General features: G+C 63.4%; 19 protein-coding genes. 11 read left to right on the top strand and 8 right to left on the bottom strand.

Features of this window, described 5'->3' with window-relative positions:
* The first annotated feature begins 3 nt into the window (after positions 1 to 3).
* Complete coding sequence (locus V6590_RS00565; protein ID WP_335417944.1) at positions 4 to 1,899, top strand: glycosyltransferase; 1,896 nt, start codon at positions 4 to 6, stop codon at positions 1,897 to 1,899.
* A 53-nt stretch (positions 1,900 to 1,952) separates the two neighbouring features.
* Here the strand turns inward: V6590_RS00565 and V6590_RS00560 are convergent, their stop codons facing one another.
* The 3 genes from V6590_RS00560 to argE form a co-directional block, all read right to left on the bottom strand.
* A complete protein-coding gene (locus V6590_RS00560) occupies positions 1,953 to 3,119 on the bottom strand; it encodes a M20 aminoacylase family protein (protein WP_335417941.1) in 1,167 nt (388 codons plus the stop codon).
* A gap of 72 nt (positions 3,120 to 3,191) precedes the next feature.
* A complete protein-coding gene (locus tag V6590_RS00555) occupies positions 3,192 to 4,538 on the bottom strand; it encodes an NAD(P)/FAD-dependent oxidoreductase (RefSeq protein ID WP_335417938.1) in 1,347 nt (448 codons plus the stop codon).
* Positions 4,535 to 5,698 (bottom strand): acetylornithine deacetylase, encoded by a 1,164-nt coding sequence (gene argE, locus V6590_RS00550; protein ID WP_335419336.1) that lies wholly within the window; start codon positions 5,696 to 5,698, stop codon positions 4,535 to 4,537. The genes V6590_RS00555 and argE overlap by 4 nt, the downstream gene beginning before the upstream one ends.
* 215 nt (positions 5,699 to 5,913) lie before the next feature.
* On the opposite strand from argE, the gene V6590_RS00545 reads away from it, so the two are divergent.
* The 5 genes from V6590_RS00545 (at position 5,914) to V6590_RS00525 (ending at position 11,699) form a co-directional block, all read left to right on the top strand.
* On the top strand, positions 5,914 to 6,924 hold the full coding sequence (locus V6590_RS00545; protein ID WP_335417936.1) for an ABC transporter ATP-binding protein: 1,011 nt from the start codon (positions 5,914 to 5,916) through the stop codon (positions 6,922 to 6,924).
* A complete protein-coding gene (locus V6590_RS00540) occupies positions 6,917 to 7,975 on the top strand; it encodes an ABC transporter ATP-binding protein (protein ID WP_335417933.1) in 1,059 nt (352 codons plus the stop codon). The genes V6590_RS00545 and V6590_RS00540 overlap by 8 nt, the downstream gene beginning before the upstream one ends.
* 4 nt (positions 7,976 to 7,979) lie before the next feature.
* On the top strand, positions 7,980 to 9,683 hold the full coding sequence (locus tag V6590_RS00535) for a peptide ABC transporter substrate-binding protein (RefSeq protein ID WP_335417930.1): 1,704 nt from the start codon (positions 7,980 to 7,982) through the stop codon (positions 9,681 to 9,683).
* A gap of 101 nt (positions 9,684 to 9,784) precedes the next feature.
* Positions 9,785 to 10,792, top strand: a complete 1,008-nt coding sequence (locus V6590_RS00530; RefSeq protein WP_335417927.1) for an ABC transporter permease — start codon at positions 9,785 to 9,787, stop codon at positions 10,790 to 10,792.
* Positions 10,785 to 11,699 (top strand): ABC transporter permease, encoded by a 915-nt coding sequence (locus V6590_RS00525; protein WP_335417924.1) that lies wholly within the window; start codon positions 10,785 to 10,787, stop codon positions 11,697 to 11,699. Before V6590_RS00530 ends, V6590_RS00525 begins: the two co-directional genes overlap by 8 nt.
* 42 nt (positions 11,700 to 11,741) lie before the next feature.
* Here the strand turns inward: V6590_RS00525 and V6590_RS00520 are convergent, their stop codons facing one another.
* The 3 genes from V6590_RS00520 to V6590_RS00510 all read right to left on the bottom strand — a co-directional run bounded on the left by V6590_RS00520 (position 11,742) and on the right by V6590_RS00510 (position 16,211).
* Complete coding sequence (locus V6590_RS00520; RefSeq protein ID WP_335417921.1) at positions 11,742 to 13,025, bottom strand: DUF3422 family protein; 1,284 nt, start codon at positions 13,023 to 13,025, stop codon at positions 11,742 to 11,744.
* 158 nt (positions 13,026 to 13,183) lie between these two features.
* On the bottom strand, positions 13,184 to 14,629 hold the full coding sequence (locus tag V6590_RS00515) for an NAD(P)(+) transhydrogenase (Re/Si-specific) subunit beta (protein WP_335417919.1): 1,446 nt from the start codon (positions 14,627 to 14,629) through the stop codon (positions 13,184 to 13,186).
* 10 nt (positions 14,630 to 14,639) lie between these two features.
* Positions 14,640 to 16,211 (bottom strand): Re/Si-specific NAD(P)(+) transhydrogenase subunit alpha, encoded by a 1,572-nt coding sequence (locus V6590_RS00510; RefSeq protein WP_335417916.1) that lies wholly within the window; start codon positions 16,209 to 16,211, stop codon positions 14,640 to 14,642.
* 356 nt (positions 16,212 to 16,567) lie between these two features.
* Between V6590_RS00510 and kynU the strand changes: the two genes are divergently transcribed.
* The 4 genes from kynU to V6590_RS00490 all read left to right on the top strand — a co-directional run bounded on the left by kynU (position 16,568) and on the right by V6590_RS00490 (position 20,381).
* Entirely contained in the window at positions 16,568 to 17,764 is a 1,197-nt protein-coding gene (gene kynU, locus V6590_RS00505; RefSeq protein WP_335417912.1) for a kynureninase, read from the top strand.
* 146 nt (positions 17,765 to 17,910) lie between these two features.
* A complete protein-coding gene (gene kynA, locus V6590_RS00500; RefSeq protein ID WP_335417908.1) occupies positions 17,911 to 18,744 on the top strand; it encodes a tryptophan 2,3-dioxygenase in 834 nt (277 codons plus the stop codon).
* Positions 18,745 to 18,843: 99 nt separating this feature from the next.
* Positions 18,844 to 19,854 (top strand): L,D-transpeptidase, encoded by a 1,011-nt coding sequence (locus tag V6590_RS00495; protein WP_335417904.1) that lies wholly within the window; start codon positions 18,844 to 18,846, stop codon positions 19,852 to 19,854.
* A gap of 230 nt (positions 19,855 to 20,084) precedes the next feature.
* A complete protein-coding gene (locus V6590_RS00490; RefSeq protein WP_335417902.1) occupies positions 20,085 to 20,381 on the top strand; it encodes a DUF1304 domain-containing protein in 297 nt (98 codons plus the stop codon).
* On the opposite strand, the gene V6590_RS00485 is transcribed toward V6590_RS00490, so the two are convergent.
* On the bottom strand, positions 20,330 to 21,142 hold the full coding sequence (locus V6590_RS00485) for a gamma-glutamyl-gamma-aminobutyrate hydrolase family protein (RefSeq protein WP_335417900.1): 813 nt from the start codon (positions 21,140 to 21,142) through the stop codon (positions 20,330 to 20,332). The genes V6590_RS00490 and V6590_RS00485 overlap by 52 nt on opposite strands.
* Before the next feature lie 198 nt (positions 21,143 to 21,340).
* Here V6590_RS00485 and copM point away from each other — a divergent pair, with 198 nt between their 5' ends.
* On the top strand, positions 21,341 to 21,709 hold the full coding sequence (gene copM, locus V6590_RS00480) for a CopM family metallochaperone (RefSeq protein ID WP_335417898.1): 369 nt from the start codon (positions 21,341 to 21,343) through the stop codon (positions 21,707 to 21,709).
* A gap of 11 nt (positions 21,710 to 21,720) precedes the next feature.
* On the opposite strand, the gene V6590_RS00475 is transcribed toward copM, so the two are convergent.
* Positions 21,721 to 22,926, bottom strand: coding sequence for a pyridoxal-phosphate-dependent aminotransferase family protein (locus tag V6590_RS00475; RefSeq protein WP_335417896.1), 1,206 nt, complete (start codon positions 22,924 to 22,926; stop codon positions 21,721 to 21,723).
* Positions 22,927 to 23,009 lie beyond the last annotated feature (83 nt).

Below are 23,009 nucleotides of genomic sequence, written 5' to 3'. Positions count from 1 at the left end.
CCCATGACGCTGCAACGCCAAGGCCTGCTTCCGGACCTCACACCGCCGATGCAGCCCTTTGGGGTTTCCAAGCCTTGGGCACCGGGCGGGCCAAACGCCGAAACCCTTGGCATTCAATTGGTGCGCGATGGTCTGGTTGCGCCCGACGATCTTGTGCAGGCCTTGGCTCTGCATGCCCAGCAGCGGGGGCGGCTGGTAGACATCCTGCTTTCACGCGGCATGATCAGCGAAATTGCGCTGTTCAGGGCGCTGGCGCGACAATGGACCGCGCAGATCGTCGATCTGCAACAGGATCCCCCGGACCCACGATTGATTGACAAATTGGGAACAGCCACCGCCCTGCGAGACGGTCTGCTGCCGTGGCGACAGATTGGCAATGTGACCGTGGTCGTCACCGCACATCCCGAGGATTTCAAACGGCATCGTGCCGGCCTGATTTCGGTATTCGGTCAGGTTTCGATGGCTCTGGCCCCTTTGGGCCAGATCGAGGCGGCCATCCTTGCCATGCGCGGCCCCGAGATGGACCGGCGCGCGCTGACCAGTGTGCCCGCCGAGGAAAGCTGCCGTGGCTGGGGCAGCGACACACAGCGCAACTGGCTTCGCTTCGGCGTCGCGTTTCTGGCGATCTGGCTCTGGCTTGCGCCGCTCAGTCTGCTTTGGGTGCTGGTCATCTGGGCTGTCGGTACATTGTTTCTGGCCACTGTTCTGAAAACTGCGGCCGCTTTCGCAGCCCTGCATCGCCCGCCCCCCGAACCCGACCATGAACCTGTGCAACGCCAGCCTGTCGTTTCGATCATGGTGGCGCTCTATCACGAAAGCACCATTGCGCCGCGACTGGTGCGTCGCTTGTCCCGGCTCGATCACCCGCGCGAATTGCTCGATATTCTTCTTGTCGTCGAAGAAGAGGACGAGATGACCCGCAGCGCCCTGCAACAGGCGGAATTGCCACCCTGGATGCGGATTGTGGTTGTCCCCGACGGGCGATTGAAGACCAAGCCGCGGGCGCTGAACCACGCATTGGATTGTTGTCGCGGCAGCATCATCGGGGTCTATGATGCCGAAGACGCCCCTGAGCCCGACCAGATCCGACGCGTGGTCCAGCGCTTCCACAATCGCGGCCCCGAGGTGGCCTGCCTGCAAGGCGTGCTGGATTTCTACAATGCACATACAAACTGGCTCAGCCGCTGCTTCACCATGGAATATGCGGCCTGGTTCCGCATCATCCTGCCAGGACTGGAACGCCTGGGGCTGCCCATCCCGCTGGGCGGCACCACGCTGTTCTTCCGGCGCGGAGCGTTGGAATCGCTGGGGGCATGGGACGCGTGGAATGTGACCGAAGATGCCGATCTGGGGATGCGGCTGGCCCGGCATGGCTTTCGGACCGAATTGATCGACACCACCACCTTTGAGGAGTCCAACTGCCGGGCTGTACCCTGGATCAAGCAACGATCGCGCTGGCTCAAGGGGTACATGATGACCTATGCCGTGCATATGCGCCGCCCTGGCCTGCTGCTGCGGCAATTGGGATGGTGGAAGTTTGCGGGCTTTCAGGTGTTTTTCCTGACCACCCTGTCGCAGTTCCTGCTGGCTCCCGTGCTTTGGACTTTCTGGGCCGTGCCTCTCGGCCTGCCCCACCCGGTGGCTGACGCGCTGCCCCCGCTCATGGGTATTGCCCTGTCAGGCACCTTTCTTTTTACCGAGGCAGTGCTGCTGGCCGTCACCCTCGCGGCAATGCGGCAGTCGCCCAACCGGATCAACCCAGTCTGGGCATTGGTTCTGCATTTCTATTTTCCGCTGGGTGCGCTAGCGGCCTACAAGGCCGTCTGGGAAATGGTCAAGGCCCCGTTCTGGTGGGACAAGACTTCGCACGGCCTGTTTGACCCGCATGATCATCTTTGATGTCATGGGCCGGGGCCATGGTCAGGCCCCGGTCGGTTGTGTCAGCCCGGTTCTCAGGCGGCGGGCATCCGGCTTTCCACCATGCCGGCATACCAGCTGGAACCGAAGGGGATGGCACTGTCGTCGAAATTATAGGCGGGGTGATGCACCATCGCCGTATCGCCATTGCCAAGGAAGATATAGGCACCGGGACGTTCGTTCAGCATGAAGCTGAAATCCTCGGCACCCATCAGTGGCGCTGTATCGGTATCGACCTTGCCTGAAACAGCCCGAGCGACCTCGGCGGCAAAGGCGGTATTCTCCGCGGCATTCACCGTCACGGGATAGCCGCGCTGGTAGTGCAGTTCGGCGCGGGCCCCAAGCGCCAGAGCCGTGCCCTCGACGATTTCCTTCAGGCGCTGTTCCACCTGATCCTGCACCGCCGCATCCATCGTGCGCACCGTGCCCTTCATCTTCACCACCTGGGGAATGACATTATGGGCCGTGCTGTCGGTCTGAACCGTGCAGATCGACACCACCACCTGTTTCAGCGGATCGACAGTGCGGCTGGCAATGGTCTGGGCCGCCACGATGATATGGGCCGCGACAACCGTGGTATCGACGCAGTCATGCGGCTTGGCGGCATGGCCGCCCTTGCCCGTGACCACGATGTCGAACTGATCCGCCGCTGCCATCATCGCACCGGGACGAATGGCGAAATGGCCAACCGGGATGCCGGGCATGTTGTGCATGCCATAAACTTCCTGAATGCCGAACCGGTCCATCATTCCGTCCTGCACCATTTCCCGCCCGCCGCCGCCGCCTTCTTCGGCAGGCTGGAAGATCACAACAGCCGTGCCATCAAAATTGCGCGTCTCGGCCAGATAGCGGGCCGCGCCCAACAGCATGGCCGTGTGGCCGTCATGGCCGCAGGCATGCATCTTGCCCGGCACCTTGCTGGCGTAATCGAGCCCGGTCTGTTCGGTGATCGGCAGCGCATCCATGTCGGCGCGCAGCCCCACGACGCGACCCGACGTATCGCTGCGCCCCTTGATCACGCCCACAACGCCGGTGCGACCGATGCCTTCGACCACTTCGTCACAGCCAAAGCTGCGCAGCAGATCGGCCACCTTCGCAGCCGTGCGATGCACTTCGAACAGCAGTTCCGGGTTTTCGTGAAAGTCACGGCGCCAGGCGGTGATTTCGGGCAGCAATTCGGCAAAGCGGTTCTTGGGCGGCATGTTCTTCGTCCTGTTGCAGTCAGGCCTCCAGCCTGCGCCGAAGCCCCGCCGCCCGCAAGCCCCCCGAACCTGTCAAAGTGACGGTCCGGGCGCGATTTTTGATCCATCGGTAAAACGCGACAAGCGGAATCGTTGCAGGTCATGCCCCACGGCCTGCCCGGCGACCAGATCGGCCACAACGCGCCCCATCCCCGGGCCGATACCAAAGCCATGCCCGCTCATGCCCGTAGCCAGCACAAAGCCGGGGATCGCCGCCACCCGGTCGATCACCGGCACCACATCGGGCATGGTGTCGATCATGCCCGCCCAGGCCGATTGCAGCTTGGGCTGGCCGATTGCCGGAAAGGCGCGGGCAAATTCCTGCTGCAGCTCGGCCACGATCCGGGCCGATGGCGCAGGGTTCAGGACCCGCATCCGTTCAAACGGGCTCGGCCTGTCCTTGTCCCAGCGGCGCGGCGTGCCCCAGGCATCGGGATAGGCGGCAGGGGCGCGCGGATGAAAGCGTGTTGACCTGAAATCCTTTTTCAGAACAGGAAGATATGCGCCGAAGTTGCGAAACGCATCCGGGCCTATGAAGAAATCATGGGACGCCCCCGGCGCCAGAGTATAGCCGCCATCGGCGCGGCGGCGGAACGCGAAATCATCATCGGCCGCATTGCCGGCAAAGACCTGCGGCAAGGGCACCGTGGCCAGAACCGTGGCCCGCACCGAAAGCTGCGGGATCACCACGCCTTCCGCCCGGGCAAACAGCGACGACCATGCCCCGCCTGCCAGCACTGCCTGATCGCAGGCAATGCGGCCCTGTTCGGTCACGACACCGACCACGCGACCCGCCGCCAGATCCAGCCCGCGCACGGCGCAGTTTTCCACGATCACCGCACCGCGCGCCACCGCGCCTTTCGCCAACAAGGGCACCGCAGCCCAAGGTTCCGCCCGCGCATCAGAGGGGGTGAACAATCCACCCTTCCAGACCTTGGCTGCGCCATCTATCCGGCCTGCAACCTCGGCCCCGGTCATCATATGCGTATCCAGCCCATGGGCGCGGGCATGGGCCAACCAATCTTCGAACCCAGCCATTTCGCGATCGGTCTTGGCCAGATACAGCACGCCTTCCTGACGGAACCCCAACGCTTCGCCAAACTCTTGCGACAGGGCTTTCCAGTGCCGCAGCGATTCGATCATGATCGGCAATTCGCCCAGATCGCGGCCCTGCTGACGCACCCATCCCCAGTTGCGGCTGCTTTGCTCACCGGCAATCCGGCCCTTTTCGCACAGCACCACCTTCAGCCCGCGTTCGGCCAGATGCCAGGCGGTCATGACGCCAATCACGCCCCCGCCGATCACCACCGCATCGCAGGCCTTGGGCGCAGGGCCGGGAAAGCGGATCGGGCTTGCTTCGGAAATCGGGAAGGGCGTCATTGGCACAGGTCCTGAACCAATGCCTCCATGAAGCGCCAGCCGGCCTCGAACTGGCTGACGGCCAACCATTCATCGGGCTGATGGGCCTGTGCAATATCGCCCGGGCCGCAGACAACCGTCGAATAGCCGACGGCCTGGAACTGCCCGGCTTCGGTGCCATAGCTCACCACGGATGTGGCATTGTCCCCGGTCAGCCTGCGCACCAACGCCTCGGCTGCGCCATTGGTTTCAGGCACAAGCGGCGGGACAAAGAACACCTGTTCCAGACGGATGCCGGTTTCGGGCCGGATCGCCTGCATGCCGGTTTCGATCCGTGCCACCTCGGCCCGCAGCTTTGCCACCCAATCCTGCGGGTTTTCGCCAGGCACAACGCGGAAGCCAAAGCCGAACTGACATTCGGCGGCAGTGATGTTTTCGGCCGTGCCCCCCCGGATCGTGCCGACATGCAGCGTCGTCCAGGACGGATCAAAGCTCGCCGCCATGGCAGACGGCGGGCGCAGGGCATTTTCGGCATTGATCCGGTTGGCCCAGTCGATCAGCCGCGCGCCTTCCATGATGGCGGAAACCCCGGTGTGCATGATGGAACTGTGCACCTCAAACCCCTGAACATGAACGCGAAATCCGTGTCCGCCCTTGTGCCCGTTCACCATGCGCATCTGCGAGGGTTCGCCCACCACCACTGCCGCCGCGCGCGGCAGGCGGGCAGCCATTTCGGCGATCATCGGTTCTGCCCCGATGCAGCCCAGTTCTTCATCATAGGAAATCGCGATCTGCAGCGGGCGCTTCAACGGGGCCTGCGCCGCCCGCCCCATCGCCGCCAGCGCAAGGGCGACAAAGCCCTTCATGTCGCAGACCCCGCGCCCGTACAGCCGACCATCGCGTTCGGTGACAGTCCAGGGATCCGAAGTCCAGTCCTGCCCGTCTACCGGCACCACGTCACTGTGCCCGGACAGAATCACCCCGCCCGGCACATCCGGACCGATCTGGGCATAGAGTGCAGATTTCTGCCCGCCCGGGTGCCAGACCCGTGTCGCGGTGATGCCATGCCCTGCAAGCCAGGCTTCCACCCAATCGATCAGGGGCAGATTGCTGTCCCGACTGACGCTGGGGAAGCTGACCAGATGTTGCAGGATTTCACGGGCCGCGTGCTGATCGGGCATGTCTTTCTCCGTCTTGTCGGGCCGAGCCTGCCGCCGGGGAAAGGCAAAGGCAAGCCCGGTCAGCGCGATAAGCAGCCTGCCATTCGCAGCGGGCATTCTGCCGAAAGCCGCTTGCGAGACGTTGAAAAATCTCTAACACTCGAGGAAGAAACGAAGCCAAGGGCCGTAATCTTGGCACGAAATAAGAACAAAAACAAAGAACTGGGGGGTTACCTATGCCCGATGGGGCGCAGCCCGTGCTTGATGTTCGCGGCCTTAAAACCGTGTTTCACACCCGCGGCGGCGAGGTTCATGCCGTCAATGACGTGAACTTTCACCTGATGCCGGGCGAATTGCTGGGCGTTGTGGGCGAAAGCGGTTCGGGAAAATCGGTGACGATGATGTCGCTGATCCGCCTGCTGCCCTCGCCCCCGGCCGAAATGCGAAGCGGGCAGGTGCTGCTGGGCGGGCTGGACCTGCTGAAGGCCAGCCCCGAAGAACTGCGTCAGGTGCGCGGGGCGCGGGTCGGGTTCGTGTTTCAGGACCCGATGACCAGCCTGAATCCGGTTTTCACCGTCGGCAATCAGATCATGGAACCGCTGCGCACCCATATGGGCATGACGAAAGCCCAAGCCGAAACGCGGGCGGTGGAATTGCTGGAACTGGTCGGTATTCCGGATGCGCGCAAACGCCTGAAAGCCTATCCGCATCAGTTTTCCGGCGGGATGCGCCAGCGGGTGATGATCGCCATTGCCCTGGCCTGCGACCCCGAGGTGCTGATTGCCGATGAACCGACCACGGCACTGGATGTGACGATTCAGGCGCAAATCCTTGAACTGGTGAAGGAACTGCGCCAGAAGCTGGGCATGGCGATTGTCTGGATCACCCATGATCTGGGCGTTGTGGCCGAAATTGCCGACCGCGTTCTGGTGATGTATGGCGGTCAGGTCGTGGAACAGGCCCCGGTGAAAGAGCTGTTCCGCAACCCGCAGCACCCCTATACCCGCGCGCTGTTGCGCACCATTCCGCGCCTTGGCGGGCAGCGTGGCGAAAGGCTGCAGGCCATCGAAGGCCAGCCGCCGATCCTTGTCGGCCCTCCGGTTGCCTGCCCGTTCCGGGGCCGCTGCACCCATGTGATGCCGGTCTGCGAAAGCCAGAACCCCGCACGCCGCCCCGTCGATGGCCAGCCGCTGGGCTTTGGCCATGACGTTGCCTGCCACTGGAGCCCGGAGCCCGGCCATGCGTGACGACGCCCTTCGCCCGCTGGTCCGGGTACGCAATCTGAAAATGTACTTCCCGATCTATAGCGGACTGCTGCGGCGCCATAGCGGCAATGTAAAGGCCGTGGACAATGTCAGCTTTGACATTTTCGAAGGCGAGACGCTGGGGCTGGTGGGCGAATCCGGCTGTGGCAAATCCACGGTCGGGCGCAGTCTGATCCGGCTGTACGAGCCGACCGAAGGGTCGGTCATGCTGGATGGGGCCGATGTTCTGGCGCTGGACAGCAGCGAATTGCGCGCGATCCGCCCCAAGATGCAGATGGTGTTCCAGGACCCGCAGGCCAGCCTGAACCCGCGGATGACCGTGGCCGACATCATCTCCGAACCGCTGGATGAACACACCAGCATGACCCGTGATGAAAAGCTGGCGCGGGTGTACGAATTGATGGATCAGGTCGGCCTGAACCGCCGCTTTGCCAATCGTTATCCGCATGAATTTTCGGGCGGGCAACGGCAGCGGATCGGCATCGCACGGGCGCTGGCCCTGAACCCGAAATTCATCGTCTGCGACGAACCGATTGCCGCGCTTGATGTTTCGATCCAGGCACAGGTGGTGAACCTGCTGGAGGATCTGCAGGACCGGCTTGGGCTGACCTATCTGTTCATCAGCCATGATCTGTCGATGGTGCGCCATATCGCCGACCGCGTGGCGGTGATGTATCTGGGCCAGATCGCGGAACTGTCGCCTTGCGACGCGCTGTATGAACGCCCGCTGCACCCCTATGCCGAGGCGCTGCTATCCGCGGTGCCGGACCCCGATCCGTCGCGCGCCGAAAAGCGCGAACGCATCATTTTGAAGGGCGATGTGCCCTCGCCCGCCAATCCGCCGCAGGGCTGCAACTTCTGCACCCGCTGCCCCAAGGTCATGCCCATCTGCCGCGAAGTGGAGCCGGTGCTGACCGAGGCCGAACCCGGGCGCTATGTCGCCTGTCACCTGATCACCCCGATAGACGCCGCGAGAGCCGGGCAAACCGGCCGATCCGGGGCACAAGAGCACAGCCAACAACAAGGAGTGTAAACCGATGAATATGAAAACCGCCCTTCTGGGTGCCGTGGCGCTGGTGGGCCTTGCCCCCGCAGCCTTTGCGGACCGTGGCGCCGATGGCCATGTCAATGTGCTGTACTGGCAAGCTCCGTCGATCCTGAATCCCTACCTGTCGTCGGGCACCAAGGATGTCGAAACCTCGTCGCTGATCCTGGAGGGTCTGGCAGGTTTTGACGAAAGGGGCGAAGTGTTCGCACGTCTTGCCGAACAGATCCCGACCGTTGAAAATGGTGGCGTTTCCGCCGACCTGACCCAGATCACCTGGAAGATCAAGTCGGGGATGCTGTGGTCGGATGGCACGCCGGTCACCTCGAAAGACGCCAAGTTCACCTGGGAATATTGCACCCATCCCGAAGGCGGCTGTGCCCAGGCCGCGCGCTATGAAGGCATCAAGTCGATCGACACGCCCGATGATCAGACCATCGTGATCACCTTCGAAGCGCCCAAGCCCAACCCCTATCAGGCTTTTGTCGGCGGCACCTCGCCGATCCTGCAGGCCGCCCAGTTCGCCAATTGCCTTGGCGCGGCAGCCTCGACCTGCACCGAGCAGAACTTCAAGCCGATCGGCACCGGCCCCTTCATGGTCAAGGACTTCAAGGTCAATGACGTGGTCGAGCTGGAAGCCAACCCGAATTACCGCGACGCGGCCAAGCCCGCCTTCGCCACGATGACCGTGAAGGGTGGCGGCGATGCGCAGGCGGCTGCGCGTGCTGTCATGGAAACCGGCGAATTCGATTACGCCTGGAACACCCAGATCAACCCGGAAATGCAGGCCCAGATGTCTGCCGCCGGCAAGGGCGTGCTGCTGAACGGCTTCGGCACGCTGGTCGAGCGGATCGAGATGAACATGACCAACCCTGACCCGGCCCTGCCGGAAGGCGAACGGTCCACCACCAAGCATCCGCACCCGATCCTGAGCGACCTGCGCGTCCGCAAGGCGCTGTCGATGGCGATCGACCGGCAGATCCTGGTTGATATCGGCTATGGCTCGGCTGGCCGCGCGACCTGCAACCTGGTGCCCGCCCCGGAAATGTTCGCCTCGGACAATACCGAGTGCATTCCGCAGAACATGGATGGCGCCAAGGCCCTGCTGGAAGAGGCTGGCTGGAAAGACAGCGATGGCGACGGCATCCGCGACAAGGATGGCGCCAAGCTGAAGCTTGTGTACCAGACCTCGACCAACCCCGTGCGTCAGGACTTCCAGGCCGTGATCAAGGACTGGTGGACCGAACTTGGCGTCGAAGTCGAACTGAAGAACATCGATGCCAGCGTCTTCTTTGGCGGTGATGCCGGTTCGCCCGACACGTTCCAGAAGTTCTATGCCGATGTCGAAATGTATGCCAACAACTTCGACGGCACCGATCCGGAACCCTATCTGGGCCAGTATCTGTGCGACAAGATCCCCGGCCCCGCCAACCAGTGGCAGGGTGAAAACATCAACCGTTTCTGCGATCCGGCCTATGACACGCTCTGGGCTGAACTGGCCAAGACCGCAGATATGGCCAAGCGCGCGGAAATCGCCAAGAAGCTGAACGACATGCTGACCAAGGACAGCTATACCGTGGTGTCGCTGGTGGATCGCGGACGTCTTTCGGCAGCCTCGAACACCCTTGGCGGTGTGATCCTGAACACCTGGGACACCGAAATGTGGAACGCCCAGGACTGGTTCCGCATCAAGTAAGTGTGACCTGAGGTAGGCCGCGCAGGATTGTCGGCCTGCGGGCGGGGGCGATGACGCCCCCGCCTATTGTTCAGCCTCACCCCAAGCGAGATTACCCGCCCATGCTCACCTTCACGCTGCGCCGGCTTTTGACGGCGATTCCCACCCTTTTGCTGATCAGCCTTCTGATCTTCCTGCTGGTGGATCTTGCCCCCGGCAGCCCGGCTTCAGAGATTCCGCTGACAGTTCCGCCAGAAGTGCGCGCGAAGATTCTCGAATCCATGGGGGTGAACGAGCCTGTCCATGTCCGCTATCTGCTGTGGCTGAAACAGTTTTTCTGGGTTGAACCGCTGAACGGCATCGACGCCATCTTCGGCACCAGTTATGCCGAGGGCATGCAGCGCATCATCAGCTATCAAAGCCGCTCGCCGGTCTTTGCCCTGATCGCGGAACGCCTGCCCCAGACCCTGACCGTCATCGGCACGGCCTATCTGGTGGGTGTGATGATCGCCCTGCCGATCGGCATCTATTCCGCCTATCGCCAGTATTCGCTGTTCGACCAGTTCGGCACGATGTTCGCGATGATCGGATTTTCAGTGCCGACCTTCTTCACCGGAACCCTGTTCATCATCATTTTCGCCGTGGGTCTGGGCTGGTTCCCGACCAAATACAACACTTCGCTTGTGGTCACCGACTGGGACAGCTTTCTGCAGCAATTGCGGCAGATGGCGATGCCGGTGATGGTGCTGGGTCTGGCCAATGCCGCAGCCATCAGCCGCTACATGCGGTCGTCCATGCTGGAAAACATGGGGCAGGATTACGTCCGCACCGCCCGCGCCAAGGGCATGAGCGAACGCACCGTGGTGCTGAAACATGTGCTGCGCAATTCGCTGATCCCGGTCGTTACGGTGATCGCGCTTGGCATCCCGTCAATCTTTGGCGGGGCGATCATCACAGAAAACCTGTTCGGGGTGAACGGGATCGGTTCGGCCCTGATCCAGGCCATCCGTGGCAATGATCTGCCGATGGTGCAGACCCTCGCCTTCATCTTTGCCATCCTGATCGTTCTGTTCAACCTGATCGCCGACATCCTGTATGGCATGCTTGACCCGAGGATCCGCTATGACTGATACCCAATCTTCGGTTGCTTCCCGCCCGGATTCGCTTGGCCGTGCCGTCTGGACCCAGTTCAAGAAGCACAAGGGGGCCTTGTTCGGGCTGGTTGTGCTGGGGCTGTTGATCGCCTTTTCCGTGCTGGGGCCGCTGGTCTGGCAGCCGGAAAAGCTGTCGGTGGCCGAGGCGCTGAAATCGCGCAATCTGGGCCCCAGTCTGGCCCATCCGATGGGCACCGACCAGTTGGGCCGCGACCAGATGCAGCGGATGATGGCGGCAGGCAAGGTCAGCCTTGCGGTCGGCTTTGTCGCCATGGTGCTGGCCATTTTCCTTGGCACGCTGATCGGCGTGCTGGCGGGCTATTTCAAACGGCTGGACAGCCCGCTGATGCGCCTGACCGACATGTTCCTTGCGCTGCCGCTGGTGCCGCTGCTCCTTGTCATGGTGATGCTGTTCCGGGATCGGCTGGCCGGGATCATGGGGCCGGAAATGGGGGCCTTCACATTGATTGTGACGGCCATCGGGGTCACAAGCTGGATGCATGCGGCACGTATCGTACGGGGCGAGGTGCTTGCACTGAAGGAGCGCGAATATGTGCTGGCCTCACGGTCGATCGGGGCCCCGCCGCGCCGTGTGATCCTGCGCCACATCCTGCCCAATGTGGTGTCATCGGTGATGGTGGCTGCCACCCTCGGCGTGGCCGAGGCGATCATCACCGAATCCGTGCTGTCCTTCCTTGGACTTGGCTTCCCGCCTGATTTCCCGACCTGGGGCCGCCTGCTGTTCGAAGGGCTGGAATACATGCAGATGTATCCGGAACGGGTGATCTTCCCCGGCCTTGCGATTTCGCTGACGGTGCTGAGCGTGAACTACATGGGCGACAGCCTGCGTGATGCGCTGGACCCGCGTATTCGCGGCCGCTGACTGCGAAACGGGGGCGCGACCACGCGCCCCCTGCCCCCGGGATCAGTGCATGGCCTGCCGGATACGGCGGATCATCAACCAGACCCCCAGAATGACCGGCACCACCAGAAGCGCCGTCAGGCTTTCCTTCGACAGATCAAGCGCCTTGCCCAGCGGATAGGCCGCATAGGCCACAAGGCTGACGGCATAATAGCTGATCGCGACGACCGACAGGCCTTCGACCGTATGCTGCAGCCGCAATTGCAGATCGGCGCGGCGGTCCATGCTTTCCAGCAGTTTCTGGTTCTGCGCGCTGCGATCCACATCGACCCGGGTGCGCAGCAATTCGGCGGCGCGTGCGGCCCGTTCGGCCATGGTGGCCAGCCGCGCCTCGGCCGATTTCACAGTACGCATCGCGGGATCATAGCGGCGCATCATGAATTCGCCAAAGGTCTGGCGCCCGGCGATGCGTTCCTCGCGCATGACCGTGATGCGCTGGTTCACGATGGCCTCGTAGGCCGCGGTTGCGCCAAAGCGGAAGGAAAACCGCACCGACAGCGCCTCCAGCTCGGCCGAGATCGACAGCAGATCGTGCAGCAGGGCTTCGGGGCTGCGGTCCAGCGTATCCAGGCTGGTGACCAGCGCCGAAAGCCGGGGATCGAGTTCATTCAGCCGGCTGGACAGTTCACGCGCCCGCATCAACCCCAGCATCGACATGGCCCGATAGGTTTCCACCTCGCACAGGCGCTGCACGATCCGGCCCACCCGCCGCGCGCCGGTATCGGGGCGCACAAAGACGGCAAAGCGCATATGGCCATTTTCATCAATGCGGAAATCCCCCGCAATGACGGCGGCCCCATCGACCACGCGCGCCATGGCCAGGCTTTCCGCCACGAACCAGCCATCGACCCGGTCCAGCATCTCGGCTTCGGTGTCGGGCATCCGTTCCACCCGGATCAGCACCGAGGCCACACGCTTGCCTGGGGCTTCGGCCAGCCAGTCGGTCGGAAAGACCCGCGCCTCCATCGGATCGAAGGGCCGATCCGACAGGCCGGGGGAGAAGGCCGAATAGGTCACGAATTCGGTATGGCTTTCCCATTTCAGCGATGCGCGCCCGATCGGGCCTGAAAAATGCGTCGCGCCGGGCTGGGGATGGGCTGATCCATGCCGGTCCAGCAGATCGATCAGATGCGCCCTGTCGGCATTGCGGTCGCGGTTATGCGCCTCCTGCGGTTCCTTGATGGCCACATAGGCGGCCATGCAGGGGGCCTCCAGCACCGGAAAGGGCCGGGCATGAAGTTCGTTCACCAGCGGATAGCGGAGCGGATGGTCGGGAATGGCAGGCATGTCGTTTTTCCGGCGTTTTGCTCTTGATGGGTCAGCCCCCCGGCCCTGTTCCAGCCAAATCGAGGCATACGCGGGTATGCAAACTGCCTGTTGCACAAATGCAAAGGGCCCCGGGGTGTGCCCGGGGCCCTTGCGGATCATGTGCCTGAAAATCCGGCTTATTCGATCATCGGCAGCAGGGCATCGATGCTTTTCTTGGCATCGCCATAGAACATCCGGGTGTTCTCTTTGTAGAACAGCGGGTTCTCGATGCCCGAATAGCCGGTGCCCTGCCCACGTTTCGAGACAAACACCTGCTTGGCCTTCCAGCATTCCAGCACCGGCATCCCGGCGATGGGGCTGTTGGCGTCTTCCTGCGCGGCGGGGTTCACGATGTCGTTCGAGCCGATGACGATGGCCACGTCGGTTTCGGGGAAATCCTCGTTGATCTCGTCCATTTCCAGAACGATGTCATAAGGCACCTTCGCCTCGGCCAGCAGCACGTTCATATGGCCCGGCAGACGGCCCGCCACCGGATGAATGGCGAAACGCACATTCTTGCCCTTGGCGCGCAGCTTGCGGGTCAGTTCGCTGACCGATTGCTGCGCCTGTGCCACTGCCATGCCATAGCCCGGGATGATGATGACGCTATCCGCATCATTCAGCGCCGCCGCCACGCCATCGGCATCGATGGCGATCTGCTCGCCGGTCACTTCCATCGCGGGGCCCGTGGTGCCGCCAAAGCCGCCCAGGATCACGCTGATGAACGACCGGTTCATTGCCTTGCACATGATGTAGGACAGGATCGCACCCGACGAACCCACCAGCGCGCCCACCACGATCAGCAGGTCATTCGACAGCGAAAAGCCGATGGCCGCCGCAGCCCAGCCGGAATAGCTGTTCAGCATCGACACAACGACCGGCATATCCGCCCCGCCGATGCCCATGATCAGGTGATAGCCGATGAACAACGCCGCCACCGTCATGATGATCAGCGCAAGGCTGGAGCCGTTCTGCAGATAGACCACCAGCAGCACGACCGAGATCGCCGCCGCAGCGGCATTCAGCAGATGGCCACCCGGCAGTTTCTTGGCCTTGCCATCCACCTTGCCCGCCAGCTTGCCATAGGCAATGACCGAACCGGTGAAGGTGACGGCACCAATGAAGACGCCAAGGAAGGTTTCCACCCGCAGGATGGCGATTGCCGCGCCCGACTTCTCGGCAATCTTGTGGGCAAAGCCCGACAAAGCCGTCAGCGCATCGGCATCGCCTGCTGCCTGCAGCGCGGCGATCCCGGCCATTTCGATCTGGGTGTTATAGCCGATGAACACGGCAGCCAGACCGACAAGGCTGTGCATCGCCGCAACCAGTTGCGGCATTTCCGTCATCTGCACCCGCTGTGCCACACCCCAGCCAAGCGCGCCGCCCACCGCGATCAAGAGGGCCGACAGCCACCAGTAACCGGCACCCGGGCCGTAAAGCGTGGCCGCCACCGCCAGCGCCATGCCGACAATGCCATACCAGACCGCACGTTTGGCGCTTTCCTGCCCCGACAGCCCGCCAAGGCTCAGGATGAACAGCACCGCTGCGACGACATAGGCCGCCGTGGTAAATCCGTATTCCATCCCTGCCTCCTTACGACTTCTGGAACATGGCGAGCATGCGCCGGGTGACCATGAAGCCACCGAAAATGTTGATCCCGGCCATGAACACCGACAGCGCGGCCAGCACGATCACCAGGAATGACCCCGATCCGATCTGCATCAGCGCGCCCAGGATGATGATCGACGAAATCGCATTGGTCACCGCCATCAGCGGCGTGTGCAGGCTGTGGCTGACATTCCAGATCACCTGGAAGCCGACAAAGCAGGACAGCACGAAAACGATGAAATGCGACATGAAGCTGGCCGGGGCGAACAGGCCCGCCAGCAGGATCAGCGCACCGCCCACACCCAGCAGGATGAACTGGTTGCGGGTTTCGGCCTTGAAAGCCGCCGCTTCCTGCGCGCGCTTTTCTTCGGGCGTCAGTTCCTTGGGCTTTTCCTTGGGCTTGGCGGCCGCAATCGCGGCCACCTTGGGCGGCGGCGGCGGATAGGTCACCGCGCCCTGATGCGCCACGGTCGCGCCGCGGATCACGTCATCTTCCATATTGTGGTTGATGACGCCATCCTTCTTGGGCGTCAGGTCCGTGAGCATGTGGCGGATATTGGTGGAATAGAGCGTCGAGGCCTGCGCCGCCATCCGGCTGGGGAAATCGGTATAGCCCACGATGGTCACGCCGTTTTCGGTGACGATCTTTTCGTCCGGCACCGTCAGGTCGCAGTTGCCGCCCCGTTCGGCCGCAAGGTCCACGATGACCGAGCCGGGCTTCATCATCGCCACCATGTCCTCGGTCCACAGCTTGGGGGCCGGGCGTCCGGGGATCAACGCGGTGGTGATCACGATATCCATGTCGGGGGCCAGTTCGCGGAACTTGGCCAACTGCTTTTCGCGGAATTCCGGGCTGGAGGGTGCCGCATAACCACCGGTCGCCGCCCCATCCTGGCTGGCTTCGAATTCCAGAAAGACGAAATTCGCCCCCATGCTTTCGATCTGTTCGGCCACTTCTGGGCGCACGTCAAAGGCATTGACAATGGCCCCAAGGCTGACAGCCGTGCCGATGGCGGCAAGCCCCGCCACACCTGCGCCCACGATCAGCACCTTGGCCGGGGGCACCTTGCCCGCCGCCGTCACCTGACCGGTAAAGAAGCGGCCAAAGTTGTTGCCGGCCTCGATCACCGCGCGATAGCCTGCGATATTGGCCATCGACGACAGCGCGTCCATCTTCTGCGCGCGGCTGATGCGCGGCACCATATCCATGGCGACGACGGTCGCACCGCGATCCTTGGCGGCTTCCAGCAATTCGGGGTTCTGCGCCGGCCAGAAGAAGCTGATCAGGGTCTGCCCCTGACGCAGCCGTTCCACCTCTGACATTTCCGGCCCGCGCACCTTGACCACCACATCGGCGGCGGCGAACAGGTCAGCGGCGGTATTGACGATTTCGACCCCGGCCTTCTGGTAACTCGCATCCGAGAAACCGGCCTTGATCCCTGCCCCGGCCTCGATCACGCAGCTATGGCCCAGCTTTTGCAGCTGCAGCGCCGAATCGGGCGTCATTGCCACCCGGTTCTCGCCCTCGAATATCTCTCTTGGTGCTCCGATCTTCACGGATTCTCCCCCAATTCGCAGGCGCCGCAGCGCCAGTTTCCGGTTCTGTCCCACGCCACGCATATCACTGCGCAACAATATTTCAATATTCATCGCTGCCATGCGGCAAAATTACTTTGCAGCGCAGCGACCCCGGGCTTCCGGCATGACAGCCGGAATGACCGGAACCTGCCGCAACCGGCATATTCCTGCATGAACCCGACTTTGCAACCCAAACCGGTGCCGCCGCTGCCCTGAGGGCACCCCTCAATTTAATTTCAAGCTTGAAACATATGACTTGCCCTGCTAACCGTCTTGCAGCACCGGACAGGCAGCGTCAGACTGATGCCGGGCGGCAACATGGGAAGACAGCAGACATGACCACCGATTTCGCCGCGACACGCGCGCAGTTCGACCTGCCGGAAGGCGTGATCTATCTGGACGGCAACTCCTTGGGACCATTGCCGAAAATGGCCGCGGCCCGGGTCGCCCGCACTGTGACCGAGGAATGGGGCCAGATGCTGATCACCGGCTGGAACAAGGCCGGCTGGATGACGCAGCCCAGCCGCATCGGCGACCGGATCGCCCGGTTGATCGGGGCCGAAGCGGGCCATGTCGCCACCGGGGATACGCTGTCGATCAAGGTCTATCAGGCGCTGGCTTCGGCGCTGGAGATGAACCCCGGCCGGAAAGTCGTGCTTTCCGATACTGGCAACTTTCCTTCCGATCTTTACATGGCCGAAGGTCTGTGCCGCACGCTGGGGCCGGACTATCAGCTGAAGACCGTCGCCCCGGAAGACGTTCTGGACGCGCTGGATGAGACGGTCGCCGTGATGATGATCACCGAGGTGGATTATCGCACCGGGCGGCGGCACGATATGGCGGCGTTGACCGCGCGGGCCCATGCCGTTGGCGCGTTGGCCATCTGGGATCTGGCCCATTCGGCCGGGGCCTTCCGGGTGGATGTGGCCAACGGCGGCGCCGATTTCGCAGTGGGCTGCAGCTACAAATACCTGAATTCCGGCCCCGGTGGCCCGGCCTTCATCTATGTTGCGCCGCGTCATGCCGAAGTGGCCCGTCCCGCCCTGTCGGGCTGGCTGGGCCATGCCGCCCCCTTTGCCTTTGATCTGTCCTATCGCCCCGGCACCGGGGTGGAGCGGATGCGGGTCGGCACACCACCCATCCTGCAACTCGCGGCGCTGGAGGCTTCGCTCGACATCTGGGATCAGGTCGATCTGGATGATCTGCGGCGGGTGTCGCTGGCCCTGACCGATCAATTCATCGCCGGGGTCGAGGCCGCCTGCCCCGATCTGGTTCTGGCCACCCCGCGCACCCATCACGACCGCGGCAGTCAGGTCAGCTTCCGCCACCCCGAGGGCTATGCGATGATGCAGGCGCTGATCGCGCGGGGCGTGATCGGTGATTTCCGCGCCCCCGACATTCTGCGCTTCGGCTTTACACCGCTGTTCATTAATGCCGAGGATGTGGCCCGCGCAATCGCCATCATCGCCGATGTGATGCAGAACCGGCTGTGGGATCGGCCCGAATACAAGACCCGCGCCCTTGTTACCTGATCTGCGCCATCGCCAGGGTGACTGCCCGCCGCTGTGCCGTCCGGCGGGCTGGGCCTGCCTGTGGCGGCGGATCGGCAATCTTTCGGTGCTGAACCGGCAGGGCCGCGGCTGACCGCCGCCCCTGCCATTTCACATGGAGAGAAACAATGACCACCTATGATCCCGCCAGCGACGGCGCGCAGATGTCCTTCGACGGACGCATGTCCTATGGCGATTACCTGCAGATCGACACCATCCTGAATGCGCAATCGCTGCGCACCGGCGCCCATGACGAGATGCTGTTCATCATCCAGCATCAGACGTCGGAACTGTGGATGCGGCTGGCGCTGCACGAACTGGATGCCGCACGCCGCGCCATTGCCGAAGGTGCCGCGCGCGAGGCCTTCAAGATGCTGGCCCGCGTGGCCCGGATCTTCGAACAGCTCAATTCCGCATGGGATGTGCTGCGCACCATGACCCCCAGCGAATACACCCGGTTCCGTGACGGGCTGGGGCAAAGCTCGGGCTTTCAGTCCTGGCAATACCGGCTGATCGAATATGCGGTGGGCAACCGCAACCTGGCGATGCTGAAACCCCATGCCCATCGCCCCGATCTGACTGCGCGGCTGGAGGCAGAACTGGCCCGGCCCAGCCTGTATGACGAGGCGCTGCGCCACCTGGCCCGGTCCGGCCTGCCGGTGCCGGAGGATGTTCTGTCCCGCGACCTGCGCAGCCCCTGGATCGCGCATCCCGGTGTGCAGGCAGTTTGGGAAACCGTCTACCGCGCCCCGGAGCAGTACTGGGAAGCCTATGAACTGGCTGAAAAACTGGTGGATTTCGAAGATTACTTCCGCCGCTGGCGCTTCAACCATGTCACCACGGTGGAACGGGTGATCGGCTTCAAGCGCGGCACCGGCGGCACTTCGGGCGTGCAATACCTGCGCCGCATGCTGGAAGTGGAGCTTTTCCCCGAACTGTGGCACCTGCGCACAAGCCTGTGAATTTTCCGTGATGGACCGGACCCGTACTGTCGTTTATCCGTTGGAAAGGTGTAATCGGTAGCAACCGTTCGGGTTCGGATTCTCGGGAGACGTCTTAAGATGCTGCGCAATGTCATGGGCCTGATGGTGGGCGGATTGCTGATCGGCACATTGGGGGCCTGCGTCCCCGATCCTTCGCTGACCGGCGCAACCAAGGCGCCAGAACAGCAGCCTGCAGTCAAGCAGCCTGTGCCCGAAGATTTCGTGAACATGTATGCCGCGCGGCAGGATGGGCAATTCGTCATTCCCGCCGTGCCGGAAGACAAGGTGCCCGCCCATCTGAAGCGGCAGGAAGTGGTCTATGCCAGCACCGATCCGGTGGGCACGATCATCATCGACCCGACGCAGAAGACCCTGCATCTGGTCACCGGCCCGGGCCGCGCCATGCGCTACGGCATCGCTGTCGGGGCTGACGGGTTCCAATGGGCCGGTGAGGCGTTGATTACCGCCCGGAAACAATGGCCGACCTGGACGCCCCCCAAAGAGATGATCGCCCGCAAGCCGGAACTGTCAAAATGGGAAAAGGGCCAGCCGGGTGGCCCGACCAACCCGCTGGGCGCGCGCGCGCTGTACCTGACCACGAATGGCGTGGATTACGGGTTCCGCATTCATGGCACGCCGGAATGGAAGTCGATCGGGCGCAATGCCTCGTCGGGCTGTTTCCGGATGATCAATCAGGATGTGATCGACCTGTATAACCGCGTGCCGGACGGGGTGAAGGTCGTGGTTCTGAATGCCGATGGCACGCGGCCCACCAAGCTGAAGCTGCCGCCGCCCAAACCGGTGAAGAAGGTCGCGGCGCCCGCAACGGCGCAACCCAAGCCGGGAACTGCGGCCAATCCGGGCAAGCCTGCCCCGGGCTTCCCGACCATGACCGCGCCGATCCTGACGCCGCCTGTCATCGCACCTGCGGCCACCGCCCCCGTAACGCCGGCTGCCATGCCTGTGGCCCCTGCACCTGCGACACCGGCTGTCGCGCCTGCGGCCCCCGCTCCGGCTGCGGCCCCGGCAATTGTAACGCCCCCGGCCCCGGCCGCCTGTGTGCCAACGCTTGGCAAGCCCTGCCCCTGAGGCCGGACCTACAGATAGTCACGGAAGGGCAGCCCGTGGGCTGCCCTTTGTCGTTTCGCGGCATTGAACTGCTGGATATTCCGTTGCGTCAGGCCTGCCCGCGTGGGGCTTGCACAGGATCGCTGTCATGGGCCTGATGGGCGGGACATCCCTGCAAAGGCCCTTTCGATGATTGCACGGTTCTGATCGCGCTGATTGCGGCGCTTCACATCTATATTCTGGTGCTGGAGATGTTTCTCTGGACCACACCGCGTGGCATGCGTGCCTTCGGGCTCCGCCCTGAATTCGCCCAGCAGACCCGGGCGATGGCGGCCAATCAGGGGCTTTACAACGGGTTTCTGGCAGCAGGGCTGATCTGGGCCTGTATCGCAGGTCCCGGCGAGTCAGGTCAGGCTCCGGCCCTGTTCTTTCTGTCTTGCGTGCTGGTGGCCGGTGTGTTCGGGGCCGCCACGGTGTCACGGCGGATCCTGTTCATTCAGGCGCTGCCCGCAGCCCTTGCGCTTGCCGCCCTTGCCACCGGTCTCTGACCGGCAACCCAGTCTCGGCAGGCCTGACCAAAGGCCGTGAACAGCGGGCGCGAGACTGGATCGCCGCTGGCATTCCATTCCGGGTGCCATTGTACCGACAGGGTAAAGCCCGGCGCATCCTTGACATAGATCGCTTCGGGCGTGCCGTCGGGGGCCAGCCCGTCAATCACGATGCGCGCTCCGGGCCGGGCGATGCCCTGACCATGCAGCGTATTGGTCATCACCTCTTCGGCCCCCAGAAGCCGCGCGAAAACCCCGCCCGCGGCAAAGCGGACAGGGTGGCGCAGGGCAAATTTCTCGCTCAGGCTGCCATCGGGGGGCATGCGATGGTTCATGCGGCCCGGCAGATCGCGGATCTCCGGGTGCAGGGTGCCGCCCATCGCCACGTTCACTTCCTGAAATCCGCGGCAGATGCCCAGAAAGGGCTGGCCGCGTTCCACGCAGGCCCGGATCAGCGGCAGGGTGATCGCATCGCGGCACCGGTCGAAATCGCCATGCGCCGGGGTTTCATCCTCGCCATATTCGCTGGGATGCACATTTGGCCGCCCCCCTGTCAGCAGAAAGCCATCGCACAGCGCCAGCAATTCCTGCACGCAGACAAAGCGCGGGTCTGACGGGATGATCAGCGGCAAGGCCCCTGCGACCGCCGCGACCGCCTCGGAATTCATGTGGCCCCCGGCATGCACCGGGTATTCGTCATTCATCAGGTAAGAGTTACCGATGATGCCCACCACGGGGCGGCGTTGGGATTCGCTGCGCATGTCTTGCCGTTTCCTCTGTCATCGCCATGTTACGCGCCGCCCCATGCAGTTTGAAGGGCAAACCCGCAGTGGAACGGTGCGTGATTGCACGCGACGCCTGCGCATCCGGCACAGCAGGGGGTTCACGCCCAGTTGACTTGCCTTCCGGTAACCGGAACCCTGCACCTTGCTGCCCATGTTCACAAATTGGAGGATAGGATGCGCACCCTTCTACTGGCCCTGCCCATCGCCCTGGCCGCAGCACTGCCCGCCGGGGCCGAAGGTGAAGAGGCCCATGCAGGCCATGGCGGTCATGCGATGACCGGCAGTGAAAGCGCCTCGACCCTCGCCTTCATGGAAGCCAATACCGTGATGCATCGCGACATGGCGATCGCGTTCAGCGGCGATGCCGATGTCGATTTCATCCGGGGCATGATCCCGCATCATCAGGGCGCCGTGGCCATGGCCCGCATCGTGCTGGAACATGGCAAGGACGGCGAGGTCCGCAAACTGGCCGAGGCCGTGATTGCCGCGCAAGAGGCCGAGATCGCCTGGATGCAGGATTGGCTGACCAGGAACGCCCCCTGATCGGGGCAGGGTCACGCCAGACGGGCCACCACACGGGCCGCCGCCTCCAGCGCGCCAAGCCCGTGCGGGATATCCAATGCGATCAGCCCCGCCTGCATGACTGCCAGCGCGCCAAGGGTCATGTGCGCATTCACATGGCCCATATGCGCCACACGCAGAAAGCCATGCCAGGCAGGATCGTCGGGCGCAGCCATGCCAAGCCCGATGCCCAGCGTGACACCCGCCTTCTGTTCGGTCCAGTCGCGCAGGCGCGTGGCATTCGGCGCAGGCCCCAGCCGCAGCGCCGTCACCGCATGGCCGCGATGCGCGGGATCAGCCACATTCAGCGCGATGTCGGGATGGCCCTCCCCCCAGGCTTCGACCGCCGCCCAGACGGTTTGCGCGAGCGCCGCATGCCGGGCCCAGACCGCTGGCAGGCCTTCCTCGGCGATCATGGTCAGGCTTTCGCGCAGGGCAAACAGGTGATGCGTGGGGGCCGTGCCCGCCCAATGCTGCCAGAATTCTGATGCGGTGGCGCGCGGCGTCCAATTCCAGTAGGGGGTGCGCAGATCGCTGTCGCGGCACCGTTCCATCGCGCGATCCGAAATCCACAGAACCCCAAGCCCTGGCGGCACCATCAGGCCTTTCTGGCTGGCGGAAACCACCACATCGACGCCCCAGTCATCCATATGGAACGGATCACACCCCATCGACGCGATGCAATCCACGGCAAGCAGGGCCGGATGCCCCGCCGCATCAATCGCGGCGCGAATGGCGGGAATGTCATTCCTGACCGAACTGGCCGTATCGACATGGGTCACCAGCACCGCCTTGATACCGTGCTGCCGATCTGCGCGCAGCGCCTGTTCCACGCGGGCCGGATCGACCGGGCTTGCCGTGCCGAAATCCAGCATCTCCACTGTAACCCCCAGGGGTTTCACGCTTTCCGCCCAGGCAATGCCAAACCGCCCGGTTGCCAGCACGAGGGCCCGGTCACCGCGCGAGAACAGGTTCATGTTCGCCGCCTCCCAGGCGCCATGGCCATTGGCGATATACAACGCCACATGCCCCGAGGTTCCTGCCAGCCGCCGCAGATCGGGCCAAAGCGTGCCGACCATCTCGGGCAGTTCTCCCGCATAGATATTGGGCGCGGCCCGATGCATCGCCGCCAGAACCCGGTCGGGCATTGTGGAGGGGCCGGGAATGGCCAGATAACGGCGTCCATGCGCAAGGGTCATGCGGAGTCTCCTGTCGGTTGTCCCATGGCTAGGCCCGGGCGCGGCGAAGGTCAACGCGCCTTGCCGCCCCCGGCCCCACAGGC

Origin of the sequence: Gemmobacter denitrificans (assembly GCF_036964905.1) — a bacterium.
GTDB classification, from domain to species: domain Bacteria; phylum Pseudomonadota; class Alphaproteobacteria; order Rhodobacterales; family Rhodobacteraceae; genus Gemmobacter; species Gemmobacter denitrificans.
Note: the sequence above shows the minus strand (reverse complement) of the source record. Positions and strands in the feature narration are given on the sequence as shown.